The organism is Pseudomonas alkylphenolica, from assembly GCF_016009175.1.
GTDB classification, from domain to species: Bacteria; Pseudomonadota; Gammaproteobacteria; order Pseudomonadales; family Pseudomonadaceae; genus Aquipseudomonas; species Aquipseudomonas alkylphenolica_B.
In genome coordinates, this window is record NZ_JADUCM010000025.1 from 1 (window position 1) to 17,095 (window position 17,095).

A 17,095-nucleotide genomic window follows, 5' to 3' on the forward strand; every position below is an offset into this window, starting at 1 on the left:
ACTCGCTGCGATCTCTCGTCAGCGGGAGGCGAATTCTACAGCGTTTCAATCCGCTGTCAACCACCTTTTTCACCGCTGCCGATCTTTCGATCGAAGCCCCTCCGGTACTACCTGGAACATCTAACTCATTGAATCTCAAGGAGTTTTCCGTTCCGACTGCGCCGGAAGTGGGGCGAATTATAGACAGATCCACAGGGGCGTCAAGCACTTATTCAAGCTTTTGTTACAGAAGCTGTTTTTCGACTCGCAAGGCGCGGGATTCGTTTGGCAAGCAGCGGGATACGAAGCGCCAGCAGGAACGCACCAATACCCGCATACACAACCCACTCTTTGAGATCAGCCCGCACTATCCACAGAAAGTGCAGCAAGCCCAACACCAGAATCACATAAACCAGCTTGTGCAACTTCTTCCAGCGCGCACCCAGCCGGCGCTGACTATAACGATTGGACGTAACAGCCAACGCCAACAATCCAAGAAAGCCCAACGCACCAACAATAATGTACGGCCGCTTGCTCAATTCCACCCCCAACTGCCCCCAGTCCAGCCCCAGGACGAAGACCATATAGGAAGTCATGTGCAGCACTATATAAGCAAAGCACCACAACCCGAGCTGCCGGCGTGAGACGATCCACCCCGCCCAACCGGTCAAACGCTGTAGCGGCGTCATGCTCAGAGTGATCAGCAAAAAGATCAGCGCGCCCAACCCAAGGCGATCGACAAGAATCTTGCCCGGGTCCGGCCCCAGCGCATTCATGGCCGCCTCATACAGCCACCACAACGGCCAGATACTCGCCAGGATAAAAATGCCAAGGCGAAACAGTGGAAAGCGCATCAGTAGTTCTTCCTCAGGTCGAGCCCACTGTAGAGCCCCGCTACTTCCTCGGCGTAACCATTGAACATTTGCGTCGGACGCACGTTGGGACTAAACAGGCCGCTGGGCAGGCGCCGTTCCCGGGCCTGGGTCCAGCGCGGGTGATCCACTTCAGGATTGACGTTGGCATAGAAGCCATACTCTTCCGGCGCAATGGCCTGCCAGGTGGTACGCGGCTGCTCTGTCACCAGGCTGATACGCACAATCGACTTGATGCTCTTGAAGCCATACTTCCAGGGCACTACCAGGCGCAGCGGCGCACCGTTCTGGTTGGGCAGTTCGCGGCCATACATGCCAACCGCCAGGATCGCCAAAGGGTTCATTGCTTCATCAAGACGCAGGCCTTCTATATAAGGCCAGTCGATCAGGGCAAAATTGGAACGCTGCCCCGGCATGCTCTTGGGGTCCTGCAGTGTTTCAAAACGGATGTAGCGCGCCTTCGAGGTTGGCTCCACCTGCTTGAGCAATGCCGACAAGGGAAAGCCAAGCCAGGGTATGACCATGGACCAGGCCTCGACACATCGCAGGCGATAAATGCGCTCCTCCAGCTGATAAGGCTTCATGAAGTCTTCCAGCGCATAGCGCCCGGGCTTACCCACCTCCCCGTCCACTACCACCGTCCAGGGCTCGGTTTTCAGGCTGCCGGCATTGGCCGCGGGGTCACCCTTGTCGGTCCCGAACTCATAGAAGTTGTTGTAGTGCGTGGCGTCTTTATAGGGTGCGATCGCTTCCCCCGGGGCGGTAATCGCCTGCCAGCGGGTAGCATCAAGCTTGTCTGCAAACCAGGCCGGAGCGGTGCTCGCCTCGACATCGGCGTAGCGTGACACCTCCCCTGCACTCGCCCAACGCGGCAATGCAGAAACGGCCACGGCAGCAACTGAGCCACCCAGCAACGCGCGACGGGATACATACAGGGATTCGGGGGTGACGTCCGACTCTTGGCAATCGGAGGCTTTGGACAGCTTGATAAGCATGATGGCTCCGTAGAACTGGAGGACTGATGCACCAGTAGACTACGGAGCCCGAACGAAATTACATCACTCGATGTTTTTCCGCCGACGGATGCGCAGCAGGTACTGCACCGGACCGGAGGCCGCGTAGCCGAGGAACACCAGCAGCAGAATGCGCGGTGGATCACTGAAGACTACCGCGAACACCAGCACCACCGCGAGGATCGCTACGAATGGTACACGGCCCTTGAGGTCCAGCTCCTTGAAGCTGTTGTACTTGATGTTGCTGACCATCAGCATACCTGCTGCTGCGACCAGCAACGCCACCAGGAACGACAGTTTCGAGCCCTGGATACCGTAGTCGCTGAACGCCCATACGGTACCGGCTACAACACCCGCCGCAGCCGGGCTTGCCAGGCCAATGAAGTAGCGCTTGTCGGCGGTGCCGACCTGGGTGTTGAAACGCGCCAGACGCAGCGCTGCACCCGCGACATAGATGAAGGCAACCATCCAGCCGACCTTGCCCATGTCACCCAGGGCCCAGCCGAAGGCCAGCAGCGCCGGGGCTACACCGAAGGCGACCATATCCGACAATGAGTCGTACTCGGCACCGAAGGCACTCTGGGTGTTGGTCATGCGTGCCACACGGCCGTCGAGGCCGTCGAGCACCATGGCAACGAAAATGGCAATGGCAGCAAATGCAAAGTACTTGCTTGCCTCGCGCGGGTCACCCGCACTGAGGGCCGCCTGGGCACTCATGGAGTTGATGATGGAATAGAAACCAGCGAACAGGTTCGCAGTGGTGAACAAGTTGGGCAGCAGATAGATGCCGCGGTGCCGAACCTTGCGTCCTTCGGCGTCATGCCCTTCTTCAACATGCTCATCGATCGGTAGCAGGCTTTCGGCGTCAGAGGCCTTGTTCGGCTCTTCGGGACGTTCGCTCATGGACATTACCTTGCAACGGTGTGGAAAGTTTCGACAGAAGTCTGCGGCGAGGGTTCGCCGACAGACGATGAAGCTTTATACCAGAAGCTGACCGCCTAAACGAAAAAACGCGGCCGAAGCCGCGTTTTCATCGCATCAAAAGCCGATTAGTTCTTGGCTTTGTCGACGATTTTGTTCGCCGAGATCCAAGGCATCATCGAGCGCAGTTGCTCGCCGATGATTTCGATGCCGTGAGCGGCGTTGTTACGACGCTTGGCGGTCATCGATGGGTAGCCGGTAGCGCCTTCGCTGATGAACATCTTGGCGTATTCGCCGTCCTGGATGCGCTTCAGTGCGTTGCGCATGGCCTGACGGGATTCGGCGTTGATGACTTCCGGGCCGGTCACGTACTCGCCGTATTCAGCGTTGTTGGAGATCGAGTAGTTCATGTTGGCGATACCGCCTTCGTACATGAGGTCAACGATCAGTTTCAGTTCGTGCAGGCACTCGAAGTAAGCCATTTCTGGCGCGTAGCCCGCTTCAACCAGGGTTTCGAAACCGGCTTTGACCAGCTCGACGGTACCGCCACACAGAACGGCTTGTTCACCGAACAGGTCGGTTTCGGTCTCGTCCTTGAAGGTGGTTTCGATGATGCCGGTACGGCCGCCGCCAACGCCTGCAGCGTAGGACAGTGCAACGTTTTTGGCGTTGCCCGAGGCGTCCTGGTAGATAGCGATCAGGTCAGGGATACCGCCGCCTTTGACGAACTCGGAACGTACAGTGTGACCTGGCGCTTTTGGCGCGATCATGATCACGTCCAGGTCACCACGTGGCACAACCTGGTTGTAGTGGATGGCGAAGCCGTGGGAGAAGGCCAGGGTGGCGCCTTTCTTGATGTTCGGCTCGATTTCGTTCTTGTACAGCTGGCCTTGGAACTCGTCCGGGGTCAGGATCATGACCAGGTCGGCAGCAGCAACAGCGGAGGCTACATCGGCAACTTTCAGGCCGTGAGCTTCGGCTTTGGCAACGGTGGCCGAACCTTTACGCAGACCGACAGTGACATCCACACCGGAGTCTTTCAGGTTGCACGCTTGAGCGTGGCCCTGGGAGCCGTAACCGATGATGGCAACTTTCTTGCCCTGGATGATCGAAAGGTCGCAGTCTTTGTCGTAGAAAACTTTCATGAAAATACCCCTGTTATCTCGGCCCTTTAGGGCCATCGCTAATTTTTTGAGTTAGATGCTGAGCACTTTGTCGCCACGGGCAATGCCGGTGACGCCACTGCGCACTGTTTCGAGAATGGACGCGGTACCGATGGCCTGAATGAAGCTGTCAAGCTTATCGCTGGCGCCAGTCAGCTGAACGGTATAGACGCTGCTGCTGACATCGACGATCTGCCCACGATAGATATCGGTGGTGCGTTTGATCTCGGCACGCTGAGCGCCCGTGGCCTTGATCTTCACCAGCATCAGTTCACGTTCGATATGCGCGCTTTCCGAGAGGTCGACCAGCTTGACGACTTCAACCAGCTTGTTCAGGTTTTTGGTGATCTGTTCGATCACCTCATCATGACCGACCGTGGTCAACGTCAGACGCGACAGGGTCGGGTCTTCGGTCGGCGCTACGGTCAGGCTTTCGATGTTGTAGTTACGCTGCGAGAACAGACCGACCACGCGAGACAAGGCACCGGGTTCGTTTTCCAACAGCAGGGAAATAATGTGCCGCATGATTAGGTACGCTCCGTCTTGCTCAGCCACATATCGCGCATAGAGCCGTCTTTGATCTGCATCGGGTAGACGTGCTCGCTGTTGTCGACCTGAATGTCGATGAACACCAGGCGATCTTTCATGGCGAACGCTTCTTCGAGCTTGGGCTTGAGGTCTTTCAGGCTGGTGATGCGAATGCCCACATGACCATAGGCTTCAGCCAGCTTGACGAAGTCAGGCAGCGATTCCATATAGGAGTGCGAGTGACGGCTGTTGTAGGCCATGTCCTGCCACTGGCGGACCATACCCAATACACCGTTGTTCAGGTTGACGATCTTCACCGGCAGGTCGTACTGCAGGCAGGTCGACAGCTCCTGAATGTTCATCTGGATGCTGCCCTCACCGGTAACGCAGGCAACGTCCTGGTCCGGGAAGTTCAGCTTAACGCCCATGGCTGCGGGGAAACCGAAGCCCATGGTGCCCAGGCCGCCGGAGTTGATCCAGCGATTGGGTTTGTTGAAGCGGTAGTACTGCGCCGCGAACATCTGGTGCTGACCCACATCGGAGGTGATGAAGGCGTCGCCCTTAGTCACTTCGCACAGGGTCTCGATGACGGTCTGCGGCTTGATGACGCTACCGTCGCCCTTGTCGTAAGGGAACATGTCGCGATCGCCACGCCACTCTTCGATCTGCTTCCACCAGGCGTCGATTGCGGCTTTTTCCGGCAGTTCGCCGATTTCGCGCAAGGTCGCAACCATTTCGGTCAGGACGCTGTCGACCGGACCTACGATCGGTACGTCGGCCTTGATGGTCTTGGAGATCGATGCCGGGTCGATATCGATGTGGATAACTTTGGCGTTCGGGCAGAACTTGGCCGGACCGTTGACAACGCGGTCGTCAAAGCGCGCACCGACAGCGAAGATCACATCGGCGTGGTGCATGGCCAGGTTGGCGGTGTAGCTGCCGTGCATACCGAGCATGCCGAGGAACTGGCGGTCGGTACCCGGATAGCCACCCAGGCCCATCAAGGTGTTGGTGACCGGCAGGTTGAGCATCTGGGCGATTTCGGTCAGGGCAGCGGAGCCGCCGCCGAGGATCACGCCACCACCGGCATAGACCACTGGACGCTTGGCGGCCAGGAGCATTTCGGCGGCCTTGCGGATTTGTCCGGAGTGACCACGAACGGCCGGGCTGTAGGAACGCAGCTTGACCTTTTTCGGGTAGACGTATTCAAACTTCTCCGCCGGGTTGGTCATATCTTTCGGGATATCGACCACAACCGGGCCTGGACGGCCGGACTGCGCGAGGTAGAAAGCTTTTTTCAGGACTTCCGGGATTTCCGAGGCGTGCTTGATCATGAAGCTGTGCTTCACGATCGGCCGGGAAATACCGATCATGTCGGTTTCCTGGAAGGCATCGGTACCAACCATGGTGCTAGGCACCTGACCGGACAGGATGACCATCGGAACGGAATCCATATAGGCAGTTGCAATGCCGGTAATGGCATTGGTCGCGCCTGGACCGGAAGTTACCAGTACCACACCGGCTTTGCCGGTGGCACGGGCGTAACCGTCCGCCATATGGGTAGCGGCCTGCTCGTGACGAACCAGGATATGACTGACTTCCGGTTCTTTGAACAGGGCATCGTAAACATGAAGAAGAGCACCACCAGGGTACCCGTAGATGTGCTTAACGCCTTCGTCACGCAAAAAGCGGACGACCATCTCAGCGCCAGATAAAAGCTCCACGTTGTTCACCTCTAAAACGCCAGAATACCGCCCACGGTGGACGGGTCTTAATAGGTTTACTGCCAAGCAGAGCATGAGCGACGGAATCGCCGACTACGTCAGCACTGACTGAGCAAGTATTGGGAGCGCCCCAAAGTGTTGCGGGGTTTTCCCACCCAGCGCGAGGTAACGCGTTGCGGGGTGTAACAGGTCGGCGCGGGTGTGCGCCTCATGATCTGCTTAGCGGGTCTGCTTCTGGCAGTCCCTCTACAGCGGAATCTGGATTCTTCTTTTTCGGCGCGCGCAAGTCAAGAAAAATTATTGCCAATTTATCGCAAGGACGAACCGTCGCCACCACTATTGCCAAAGACAGCAGCAGAAAAACAAACAATACAAACAAAAAGAGCCACAATCTGTGGCTCTAAGGGGTAAAAGAGGGAAATTCAGGCAGATGGACTGATCAATTGGTCAAACTCTGCTAGCAGCCTGCGTAGCTCGCGACTTTCCTCCGGGCGATCCACGTATACCGTTTCAGCCATGACGAGGATGCCCGATGCGTTTGGCAATGGCAGGCCCTTCTCGAGAATCTCTTTCATCCGCGGCAGGAAAATCCACTGCAACCACTGATCGAAGCTCATGCTGTCGACGGCGAAGGGCACGGTACTGGCCAGTGCCTGGGCGCCTGGCGACACATCGCTCCACCAGCCCTGGGCGTGGAGTTCGTGCTCGATCAGCAGCAGGTGATCGGCAATATCGAGAATGCGCGGGTCCATCAGAGGCTGACCTGGGCTTTTTGCCGCGCCAGCGCCGCACCCGCCGAGTCGCCCTGTTTTTCACGGGCCTGGGCAATGATGTTCCACAGCCCGGCCTGCAGGTCGGGGCGACCGTTGGCGTAGGTCAGGGCGCGACGCGCCAGCTGCTCGGACTGCGCGGCATCACCTTGGGCCAGGCGCACCTGGGCCAGGCGGTAGAGCACCTGCGGCTCGCGCGGGGCGATACGCTGGGCGCGCTCCAGGCTGGACGAGGCGCCGTTGTAGTCGCCACTGCCCTGCTGTTGCTGGGCGGTGGTCAGCAACGCCAGTACCGGACCATCAAGCTGTTCGTCTGCTGAGAGGCCACCACTGGGTGCAGCACTGCGCGGAATGCCGGTGGGTGCGCTCGGGGCGGTGCTGGGCATGGTGTAGCTGCCGCCGTTGGCCGAACCGCTGTCAAACGGCGCGGCAGTGCTCGGGCCCGGTGTAATCGGCCCGGTGCTGATCGGCGCAGGCGCCGTCGAGGCCGGGAAGGTCTGGATCGGCGCCGCACCCGCCCCTTGCGGGACCATGACGGTGACACCGGAATCCTGAGGCACGGCCTGGGCCTGGCGCGTGCCGGCGTTGGCCTGGGCGGCACGGTTGGCCGTGACCCGCTCGCTGTTGGACACGCGCGTGCTGGAGTCAACCACAGGGATCGAGCCGCGTTGAACGCTGGCACAACCGTTGAGCAAAGCCAATGCCGTCAAGGCAGGAAACAACCACTTGTTCACGTCACACCCTCGTTGCCTAGTGCTTAATTCATCCAGCCCTTGACCCAGTCCATGACGGACTCGGCGGGATCCTGCGTGCCGCCACAGGCGGCGCCGGCAGGCGGTTCACTGCCGCGAATATACGGCATCTGTACGGCCCCCGGGCAACTGCCATCAGAACCCTGCCCGGTGTGTGGATCGACCCAGGCCTGCACCACGTTGTCCGGCAATGGCATATCCAGCGGCAGCGGGTCGGCCTTGCGCATGAAACTGGTCCAGACCTGCAGTGCACCGGTGGCACCGGTGAACGGTGTCTTGCCGTTGTCGTCACGACCAAGCCAGACCACGGCCAGCAGGTCCTGACTGAAACCTGCGAACCAGCTGTCACGTGAATCGTTGCTGGTACCGGTTTTACCGGCCAGGTTCAGCGAGCTTGGCAGCACACTGTAGACCGAGCGGCCGGTACCTTCGCGCATCACCCGCTGCATGGCGTTCTGGACCAGGTAGATAGCCCCCGGATCGAAGCTCTGCTGGATCTGGAACGGGTAGCGCTTGAGCGGTTCGCCCTCAGCAGTCAGCACGCTGCGAATACCGCGCATCGGCGTATTGAAGCCACCGTTGGCCAACGTCTGGTACATGGTGGCGACCTGCATCGGCGACATGCCGCCAGCACCCAGCAGCATCGACGGGAATGCCGGCCAGTCGACGTTCACACCCAGGCGCCCTATGGTTTTGAGTACATTGGGCACACCCAGTTCCAGGCCCAGCTTGGCCGTCGACAGGTTGTAGGAGTTCGCCAGGCCCTGGTACAGATAAATGGTGCCATGGGAACGGCGATCGTAGTTCTGTGGCCGCCATACCTGGCCGTCGGCACCTTTGACCGAGAACGGCTCATCCTGGACCCAACTGGTCAGGGTGTACTTGCTCGGTTTTTCCAGCGCGGTCAGGTACACCGCCGGCTTGACCAGCGAGCCAATCGGCCGCACCGCATCAATGGCCCGGTTGAATCCCGCGAAGCCTGCCTGGCGACTGCCGATCAAGGCCTGCACCTCACCGGTTTCCGGGTTGGTCACCACCATTGCCGCTTCGACCTCGTCAGCTCCTTTGCGCCCGGCCAGGCGCTTGAAGGTCTCGGCCATGGCCGATTCGGACTTCATCTGCAAGATCGGGTCGAAGCTGGTGAAGATGCGCAGGCCTTCTTCGGTCAAGTCTTCGTCACGGTAGTCTTGACGCAGCTGACGTTTGACCAGGTCAAGGAAGCCCGGGAACGAGCTGTCGGCCAGGCTGCCGCGCTTGGTTACGCCCAGTGGCATTTTCTTCGCCGCAGCGACTGCCTCGGGGGTGGCCACGCCCTGCTCGGCCAGCAGGTCGAGTACCAGGTTACGCCGTACGGTGGCACGCTCCGGATAGCGGCGCGGGTTGTAGTACGACGGCCCCTTGACCATGCCGACCAGCAGCGCCACCTGATGCAGCTTCAGTTCAGACAGCGGCTGGCTGAAGAAGAACTGGCTGGCCAGGCCGAAGCCGTGCACCGCACGCTGACCATCCTGGCCAACAAATACTTCGTTGAGGTAAGCCTCGAGAATCTCGCGCTTGTCGTAGTGCAGCTCCAGCAGCAGGGCCATCATCGCTTCGGTCAGCTTGCGGCTCAGGCTACGTTCGTTGGTCAGGTAGAAGTTCTTGACCAGCTGTTGGGTCAGGGTACTGCCGCCCTGACGCATGGCGCCCGAGGACGTGTTGACCCAGACGGCACGGGCAATCGACTTGGGCGACACACCAAAATGGCTATAAAAGTCGCGGTCTTCCACGGCCACCAGGGTTTCGAGCAGGTACGGCGGCACCTGATCAAGCTTGATCAGGATGCGGTCTTCAAGGTTCTTCGGGTACAGGCCGCCAATGAGCAGAGGCTCCAGGCGCACAACGTCGAGCTTGGAGCCATTGATACCACTGAGGCCGGCGACGTAATCACCGGAAAAACGCACGCGCACGGCCTGCGCCTGCTCCATGCCTTCATAGAACTGGAAGCCACGGGTGTTCAGGTCGACGGTATTGCCGCTGACCGCTGCAGCGCCCGGGCCATTGGCCACGCTTTCACGGCGATAGCCGAGGGCATCGAGCTCAATCAGGAAGTCTTCCTTGCTCAGCTTCTGGCCGACGAACAGCTCTAGCGGCCGGGCATACACCTTGGCCGGGATGGTCCAGCGCTTGCCGGAGAACTTCTCCTGGACCACAGCGTCGAGGTAAACGGCAAAACCGGCCAGTACCACAAGGCCGACCAGGCTGAGCTTGATGGCCCAGCCCAGCCAGGCGCGCGAGCGGCCAGACGGGCGTTTTTTCGGGGTACGGGGGGATCGGGTACGAGTCATGGCGGCGGATTATACGCACTTTATCGATCATCGACAGGCGCCCTCCGGCGGTTTGCACATCCCTCGCTTGCCGCCATAATGGCCGACTCGAAATCACTCAGACCCACAAGGATCGCCCGTGAGCCAAGTCTTGATCGCCGCGCTGCAGAACCCCGCCCTGTTTCCCCACCCGGTCAAGGACTTCCAGGTTATCGAAACCCATATTTCCTGGGTGGTGCTGACGGGCGACTACGCCTACAAGATCAAGAAACCGATGAATTTCGGCTTCCTCGACTTCACCGAACTGTCGGCGCGAAAACACTTCTGTAACGAAGAGTTGCGCCTGAACCAGCGCCTGACCGAAGGCCTGTACCTGGATGTGCTGCCCATCACCGGTAGCGCTGAGGCACCGCAACTGGGCGGTGAAGGCGAGCCGATCGAATACGCGCTGAAAATGCGCCAGTTCCCTCAGAGCCAGATGCTCAGCACCCTGCAAGCCAATGGCGAACTGACTGCCGAGCACATCGACCAGATGGCCGGACAGATCGCCCGCTTCCACCTCGATGCACCCAAAGTTGCCGTGGAGCACCCATTGGGTACCCCGGACGCGGTCATGGCGCCGGTTTCGCAAAACTTCGAACAGATCCGCCCGTTCCTCAGCGACAAGGCCGACCTGCAGCAACTCGATGCACTGCAAGCCTGGGCCGAGGATAACTTCAAGCGCCTGCATGGCCTGTTCGAAGCACGCAAGGCCGAAGGCTTCATTCGTGAATGCCACGGTGACATCCACTTGGGCAACGCCACCCTGATCGATGGCAAGGTGGTGATTTTCGACTGCATCGAATTCAACGAGCCATTCCGCCTGACCGATGTTTATGCCGACGTCGGCTTCCTGGCGATGGACCTGGAAGACCGCGGCCTGAAGTCGCTGTCGCGTCGCTTCGTCAGCCAGTACCTGGAACTGACCGGCGACTATGCAGGCCTTGAACTGTTGAACTTCTACAAAGCCTACCGCGCCCTGGTACGCGCCAAGGTAGCCCTGTTCAGCATGGGCGCCGACGCCGATGCGGTGCAGCGCGCCACTACCCTGCGCACTTACCGTAACTACGCCAACCTCGCCGAGAGCTACAGCGCTATCCCTTCGCGTTTCCTGGCCATTACCCACGGTGTTTCCGCCGTCGGCAAGAGCCATGTAGCCATGCGCCTGGTCGATGCGCTGGGCGCCGTGCGCCTGCGATCGGATGTCGAGCGCAAGCGCCTGTTCGGTGAACAGGCAGCCGCCAGCGCCGGCCAACTGCAAGCAGGCATCTACAGCGAAGACGCCAGCCAGGTTACTTACGCCCACCTGCACACCCTGGCAGAGACTGTTCTGCGCGCCGGGTTCCCGGTGGTGATCGATGCCACTTACCTCAAGCACGCGCAGCGCCAGGCCGCAGCACACGTCGCCAGCGCGACCGGCGTGCCGTTCCTGATCCTTGACTGCAATGCGCCCGACGCCGTCATCGCCAGCTGGCTGGCACAGCGTCAGGCCGAGCGAAACGATCCGTCGGATGCCACCCTGGACGTCATCAAGGCACAACACGCCAGCCGTGACCCGCTGAGCGCTGAAGAACAGTTGCAGAGCAAGCGCGTGGAAACCAACGAAAGCGGCAGCCTGGACCAACTGGTCGGGCAGATCCGTCAGCGCCTGCCAGGCCTCTGATCCCCGTCAGGACGTGAAGCAGTCGACACTTCATACCTGAATCCGGGCGCCTTCCGAGTGGTGGCACTATAGTGTCACCACAAGTCCAAACAAGGAGGCGCCTCATGAATCAGCCACGGCAACTGGACAGCGCACTGTACGCATTGGTGCATGACGAACAGATCGCCAGCTTCAATCGCGAAAAGCCTCAGGATGCTGTCATCGATTTTCGCGGCGGCGACTTTCGTGGTCTCGACCTGCGCGAGCTGGACACCGCCGGCATCGATTTCACCGACGCCTACTTTCGCGCCGCCGATCTGCGCGGCCTGGACCTTCGCGACAATGGCCTCGAAGGCGCTAGCCTTTCCCATGCGCAAATATCCGGCACCTACTTTCCCGCCGCGCTGAGCGCCGATGAAATTCTGATGTCGGTAAACTTCGGCACCCGCCTGCGCTACCGCACTCGCTGAGTGCTCTCCTGCCCCGCCAGCTGCGGCCTGGCGGGTTGTTTTCGGCTACCCGTCGGCCGAACGATGGCAAAAAGCCGCGTATTTTCCAAGTGCCGCTACACTGCTCATTGACCTGCCAGCGATACCTTCACAAGACCCGTTCAGCCGTCGCAAGGAGGCTTGATGAACGATGAACTTCAGCATCTGAAAAACCTTGGCAAGACCTCCGCGCAGTGGCTGCATGCGGTCGGCATCCACAGCGCTTCGGATTTACGGCGTCTTGGCGCGGTGAATGCCTACCAGGCGGTGCGCACCCGGGGATTTCGGGCTTCCAAGGTGCTGCTGTACGCCATTGAAGGCGCGTTGCTTGATATGCACTGGAACGACATTCCGCCCGAGCGCAAAGAAGCCCTCAATCAACAACTGGATGCCAAGACCCTGCGAAAAAATAATTGAAAATAGTGAGTCACGGTGATTGACACCGTAATGAGAATCGTTATGATTACCACAACTGGTCGCGAGATCGGTTGGGTAAGATGAAGGCCCCTGGTTCGGACTTTCAGATTATCTCCTCATCAGGCTAATCACGGTTATTGACCCGGCTTTTTGCCGGGTCTTTTTTTGCCCGGAGTTTCTCCCGGCGGCCAGCCGGGTGGATAACCCTCCAGCCACAAGGTATAAAGCGTCCGTTGCGGCCCCTTCACGCAGGACCCTCAGGACCATGCACTTTCTCTGTTTACCCGACGAATTGGCTGAAGGCCGCAGCCGCGGTTTCACTGTCGATGACATCTCGGTGTTTGCCGTGCGCCGTGCCGGGCAGGTCTACCTGTACCGCAATCGCTGCCCCCACCGCGGCATCCCGCTGAACTGGGAGCCTGACCAGTTTCTCGACAGCAGCGCCAGCCTGATAGCCTGCGGCCGCCATGGCGCGCTGTTTCTGATCGAGTCCGGCGAGTGCGTAGCCGGCCCCTGCGAAGGCGATCAATTGATCGCCCTGAGCTGCCGGGAAGACAGCCAGGGCATCTGGCTCACGGAGTAAGCAATACCGGGAGGGCACGATCGATGATGACCGCCTCACTATCGATACGGGTGCCATAGGCCAGCACTTCCACCCCCTCAGCCACGGCTGCACGCAATGCGACGGCGTAGGCCGCATCGATCTCATGCGCCGGGCGTACCGCCTCAATGCCGCTAAGGTTCACACAGTACAGTTGCACCGCGCGTACCCCCTGACGGGCGAGCGCAGCCAGCTCACGCAGGTGCTTCGCGCCTCGCTGGGTCACGGCATCAGGAAACGCCGCTACCGTCGAGCCGGGGAACCCCAGGGTTACGCTCTTGACCTCGACATAAGCCGGCCCCTGGGCGAAATCCAGGCGAAAGTCGATGCGGCTGCGCTCTTCGCCATAGGGCACTTCGCGCTTCAACCCGGTAAACCCCGCCAATTCAGGGATACGCCCGGCCAGCAGCGCCTCCTCGACCAGCGCATTGGCCCGCCCGGTATTCACGCAGGCCAGCCGTCCCTGAGGGGTTTCGCTGATTTCCCAGGTACCGGGTAGCTTGCGCTTGGGATCGTTGGAGCGGCTGAACCAGACCTGTCCGCCTTCTACCATGCAGTTGAGCATGGAGCCGGTATTGGGGCAGTGGATGGTCATCTGCTCGCCATTGGCCAGCTCGATGTCTGCGAGGAAGCGCTTGTAGCGGCGCAGCAAACGCCCACATTCAAGTTCGGGAGAAAATCGCATCAGCCTTGCCAGCTCCGCAAACCACGGGCAATACGCTCAACTGCTTGTTCCAGGCGCGGCAGGCTCTGGGTGTAGGCGAAGCGCACATGGTGGCCCGCCTGGTAGCGGCCAAAGTCCAGTCCCGGGGTGAAGGCGACATGCTCGGTTTCAAGAAAGTGCTGGCAAAACGCGAATGCATCGCCGCCAAAGGCACTGATATCGGCATACAGATAGAACGCCCCTTGCGGCTCCACGGCAATCCGGAAGCCCAGCTCACGCAGGGCGGGCAAAAGGAAGTCGCGGCGCCGGCCAAATTCGGCGCGGCGTTCTTCGAGGATGGCCAGGGTCTGCGGCTCGAAACACGCCAGTGCAGCCTGTTGCGCCATGCTCGGGGCACTGATGTAGAGGTTCTGTGCCAGTTTCTCCAGGTCCCCGACGGCGGCGGGCGGCGCCCCCCCCCCGCCGAGACGCCAGCCGGTCATGCCGAAATACTTGGAAAAACTATTCAGTACAAACGCGTCGTCATCGACTTCCAGTACGCTGGCGGCATCCATGCCGTAGGTCAGCCCGTGGTAAATCTCATCGACCACCAGGTGACCATTGTGCGCACGGGTCGCCGCTGACAGGCCAGCCAGTTCGGTACGATCGAGCACGGTACCGGTCGGGTTCGCCGGGGAGGCGACCAGGGCGCCGACCGTGTCCTGGTCCCAGTAGCGTTCGACCAGGTCTGCCGTCAGCTGGTAATTGACCTCGGGGCCGACCGGCACCAGCTGCGCGCCACCTTCGACCAGGCGCAGGAAATGGCGGTTGCACGGGTAGCCGGGATCGGCCAGCAGCCAGTGTTTGCCCGGGTCGACCAGCAGGCTGCTGGCCAGCAACAAGGCACCTGAGCCGCCCGGGGTGATGAGGATGCGCTGCGGGTCGATATCCAGTCCGTAACGCTGCTGGTAGAAGCCGGCAATCGCCTCGCGCAGCGCCGGCAAACCTCGCGCGGCGGTGTAGCGGGTATGCCCGGCAGCCAGGGCAGCCTGGCCCGCTTCTACAATCGGTGCGGCGGTGGTGAAGTCCGGCTCGCCGATCTCCAGGTGGATCACATCGTGGCCGCTGGCCTGCAACTCATTGGCGCGCGCCAGCAGGGCCATGACGTGGAAGGGTTCTATGGCGCGGCTGCGCGCACTGTAGGACTGGGCCATCAGCCTTCTCTCAAATGGGTCTAGAATAATGATTCTACCCATGTGCCGGGACGAACGTGTGGCTAAACCTGCGGTCTACTACGAAGGCAACCGGGAGTAGCGCGCCCCGATTCGATCTGGTAAGTTCGGCGGCTCGCAGTCGCAGGGCCGGCGGGCGCCGGAGATGGAGCAGCCTGCGCAATGGATTACAAGAGTGAGAGGCGGTCTATACATGTCCACCCTAGAAAAGCAGAAAGCCAGTCAGACCATGTACGGCGTTGAGCCCTATAAGGAAACCAAGGGTGAAGAGTACATGGGCGAGCCCATGAGCAAGCACTTCATCAAGCTTCTCGGGGCATGGAAGCAAGAGCTGATGACCAGTGTGGACCGGACTGTGGACCACATGAAGGACGAAGCGGCCAATTTCCCGGACCCAGCCGATCGCGCCAGCCAGGAAGAAGAGTTTGCCCTGGAGCTGCGCAACCGCGATCGCGAGCGCAAGCTGATCAAGAAGATCGACAAGACCCTGCAGAAGATTCAGGACAAAGAGTACGGCTGGTGCGACGCCTGTGGCGTAGAGATCGGCCTGCGACGTCTTGAGGCCCGTCCAACCGCCGATCTTTGCTTCGACTGCAAGGAACTGGCGGAGAAAAAGGAAAAAACCGTCGGTAAAGGCTGATAGCTGACCGACCTGAACGGGGGGCCATGGGCGCCCCGTTTCATTTGTGCACCACTGACTTTCCGGCGTTGTCATGAATCACACCAGCTATGTCGGGCGCTTCGCCCCCACCCCAAGTGGCTTTCTACATTTCGGTTCGCTGGTTGCTGCCCTCGCCTCTTGGCTCGACGCTCGGGCGGTGGGCGGGCAATGGTTGCTGCGCATGGAAGATATCGACCCGCCGCGTGAGGCCCCCGGCGCCCAGGCCGCCATCCTGCATACCCTGGAAAGCTATGGGCTGGAATGGGACGGCGAAGTGACCTACCAGAGCCAACGCCACGATGCCTACGCCGAGGTTGTCCAGCGCCTGTTCTCCATGGGCCTGGCGTACGCGTGCACCTGCTCGCGCAAGCAACTGGAAGGCTATAACGGCATTTACCCGGGCCTGTGCCGCAATGCCGGGCATGCCCAGCACGATGCTGCCATCCGCGTGCGCGTCCCGGAGTTGATCTATCGCTTCGAAGACAGGGTGCAAGGATCGTTCGAGCAGCATCTGGGCCGTGAGGTGGGTGATTTCGTCATTCGTCGACGCGACGGACTTTATGCCTATCAACTGGCAGTGGTGCTGGATGATGCCTGGCAAGGGGTGACCGATATTGTGCGGGGCGCCGACCTGCTCGATAACACCCCGCGCCAGCTGTACCTGCAGGAGCTGCTGGGCCTGTCACAACCACGCTACCTGCATGTGCCCTTGATCACCCAGCCCGACGGCCACAAACTGGGCAAGAGTTACCGTTCCGCACCGCTGCCGCCCGAACAGGCCACACCGCTGATCCTGCGTGCCCTGCGCGCGCTGGGGCAACCGACCGAGGCGAGCATGATGCAGGGTACGCCGACCGAGGTGCTGGCACAGGCCGCTTCGCATTGGAACCCCGACGCCATCCCCCGGCGCCTGAGCGTGCCTGAGGCGGACCTGCACTGACGCTAGTTGTAGGCGCAACTGTCTTTTTGGGAGCCGCCAAGCCGGGCCTGCTGTGCAGTCCATTGCGGCGGTCCGGCGCCCCGGTAAATCCTACAACTGGTGTCGGGTCAGCAATCCCACCTGTAGGCCATCGACGCAGGAGCTAGCGGGCGGCGTTCCGACTTGCCGGCGAACCAGGCACCACGGTGCCCCTGACGCACCGCGTCATCGTTTTTCGCGGGCAAGCCACGCTCCTACAGGTTGGGATGCATCGGGACGCCGGACCGCCGCGATGGGTTGCATCGCGACCCCAAAAATGGGACTGCTGCGCAGTCCGTCGCGGATAAGTCCGCCCCTACCACCGAACGCACCCAAAGCAGTTGCCCTCGCCCGGAAAGCCCAATAAATTCAATTCTTTGGCAAAA

General features: G+C 60.4%; 17 protein-coding genes. 6 read left to right on the forward strand and 11 right to left on the reverse strand.

The annotated features are described in order from the left end of the window. Positions 1–212 precede the first annotated feature (212 nt). From msrQ to mrcB, 9 genes are all read right to left on the reverse strand, one after another. Entirely contained in the window at positions 213–833 is a 621-nt protein-coding gene (gene msrQ, locus I5S59_RS19150; RefSeq protein ID WP_197878028.1) for a protein-methionine-sulfoxide reductase heme-binding subunit MsrQ, read from the reverse strand. Further along, on the reverse strand, positions 833–1,846 hold the full coding sequence (gene msrP, locus I5S59_RS19155) for a protein-methionine-sulfoxide reductase catalytic subunit MsrP (RefSeq protein ID WP_197878029.1): 1,014 nt from the start codon (positions 1,844–1,846) through the stop codon (positions 833–835). The genes msrQ and msrP overlap by 1 nt, the downstream gene beginning before the upstream one ends. A 63-nt stretch (positions 1,847–1,909) precedes the next feature. After that, positions 1,910–2,767 carry a CDP-diacylglycerol--serine O-phosphatidyltransferase gene (gene pssA / locus I5S59_RS19160; protein WP_028944488.1) on the reverse strand — a complete coding sequence of 286 codons (858 nt, stop codon included), beginning with the start codon at positions 2,765–2,767 and terminating at the stop codon, positions 1,910–1,912. 146 nt (positions 2,768–2,913) lie between these two features. After that, positions 2,914–3,930: a ketol-acid reductoisomerase gene (gene ilvC, locus I5S59_RS19165; RefSeq protein WP_128322980.1), complete on the reverse strand. Its 1,017-nt coding sequence runs from the start codon at positions 3,928–3,930 to the stop codon at positions 2,914–2,916. A gap of 51 nt (positions 3,931–3,981) precedes the next feature. Further along, positions 3,982–4,473: an acetolactate synthase small subunit gene (gene ilvN, locus I5S59_RS19170; RefSeq protein ID WP_010223016.1), complete on the reverse strand. Its 492-nt coding sequence runs from the start codon at positions 4,471–4,473 to the stop codon at positions 3,982–3,984. Positions 4,474–4,475: 2 nt separating this feature from the next. Continuing rightward, a complete protein-coding gene (locus tag I5S59_RS19175; protein ID WP_197878030.1) occupies positions 4,476–6,200 on the reverse strand; it encodes an acetolactate synthase 3 large subunit in 1,725 nt (574 codons plus the stop codon). A gap of 422 nt (positions 6,201–6,622) precedes the next feature. Continuing rightward, positions 6,623–6,952, reverse strand: a complete 330-nt coding sequence (locus tag I5S59_RS19180) for a YqcC family protein (protein WP_197878031.1) — start codon at positions 6,950–6,952, stop codon at positions 6,623–6,625. Next, positions 6,952–7,704, reverse strand: a complete 753-nt coding sequence (locus I5S59_RS19185; RefSeq protein ID WP_128322983.1) for a tetratricopeptide repeat protein — start codon at positions 7,702–7,704, stop codon at positions 6,952–6,954. The genes I5S59_RS19180 and I5S59_RS19185 overlap by 1 nt, the downstream gene beginning before the upstream one ends. Positions 7,705–7,727: 23 nt before the next feature. Next, positions 7,728–10,049 carry a penicillin-binding protein 1B gene (gene mrcB / locus I5S59_RS19190; protein ID WP_197878032.1) on the reverse strand — a complete coding sequence of 774 codons (2,322 nt, stop codon included), beginning with the start codon at positions 10,047–10,049 and terminating at the stop codon, positions 7,728–7,730. Between the two features lie 118 nt (positions 10,050–10,167). Here mrcB and I5S59_RS19195 point away from each other — a divergent pair, with 118 nt between their 5' ends. From I5S59_RS19195 to I5S59_RS19210, 4 genes are all read left to right on the forward strand, one after another. After that, positions 10,168–11,730 (forward strand): AAA family ATPase, encoded by a 1,563-nt coding sequence (locus I5S59_RS19195; RefSeq protein WP_197878033.1) that lies wholly within the window; start codon positions 10,168–10,170, stop codon positions 11,728–11,730. A 104-nt stretch (positions 11,731–11,834) separates the two neighbouring features. Then, entirely contained in the window at positions 11,835–12,179 is a 345-nt protein-coding gene (locus I5S59_RS19200) for a pentapeptide repeat-containing protein (RefSeq protein ID WP_197878034.1), read from the forward strand. Between the two features lie 162 nt (positions 12,180–12,341). Then, positions 12,342–12,614 carry a TfoX/Sxy family protein gene (locus tag I5S59_RS19205; protein ID WP_128322987.1) on the forward strand — a complete coding sequence of 91 codons (273 nt, stop codon included), beginning with the start codon at positions 12,342–12,344 and terminating at the stop codon, positions 12,612–12,614. A gap of 265 nt (positions 12,615–12,879) precedes the next feature. Further along, positions 12,880–13,197: a Rieske (2Fe-2S) protein gene (locus I5S59_RS19210; protein ID WP_197878035.1), complete on the forward strand. Its 318-nt coding sequence runs from the start codon at positions 12,880–12,882 to the stop codon at positions 13,195–13,197. Here I5S59_RS19210 and sfsA read toward each other — a convergent pair. Together sfsA and I5S59_RS19220 are read right to left on the reverse strand one after the other, a co-directional pair. Beyond that, positions 13,187–13,900 (reverse strand): DNA/RNA nuclease SfsA, encoded by a 714-nt coding sequence (sfsA, locus tag I5S59_RS19215; RefSeq protein ID WP_197878036.1) that lies wholly within the window; start codon positions 13,898–13,900, stop codon positions 13,187–13,189. The genes I5S59_RS19210 and sfsA overlap by 11 nt on opposite strands. Beyond that, entirely contained in the window at positions 13,900–15,072 is a 1,173-nt protein-coding gene (locus I5S59_RS19220; protein WP_197878037.1) for a pyridoxal phosphate-dependent aminotransferase, read from the reverse strand. The genes sfsA and I5S59_RS19220 overlap by 1 nt, the downstream gene beginning before the upstream one ends. 211 nt (positions 15,073–15,283) lie before the next feature. On the opposite strand from I5S59_RS19220, the gene dksA reads away from it, so the two are divergent. Both dksA and gluQRS read left to right on the forward strand, forming a co-directional pair. Continuing rightward, positions 15,284–15,730, forward strand: a complete 447-nt coding sequence (gene dksA / locus I5S59_RS19225; protein WP_128322991.1) for an RNA polymerase-binding protein DksA — start codon at positions 15,284–15,286, stop codon at positions 15,728–15,730. Between the two features lie 73 nt (positions 15,731–15,803). Continuing rightward, positions 15,804–16,691: a tRNA glutamyl-Q(34) synthetase GluQRS gene (gene gluQRS / locus I5S59_RS19230; RefSeq protein WP_197878038.1), complete on the forward strand. Its 888-nt coding sequence runs from the start codon at positions 15,804–15,806 to the stop codon at positions 16,689–16,691. Positions 16,692–17,095: the final 404 nt, after the last annotated feature.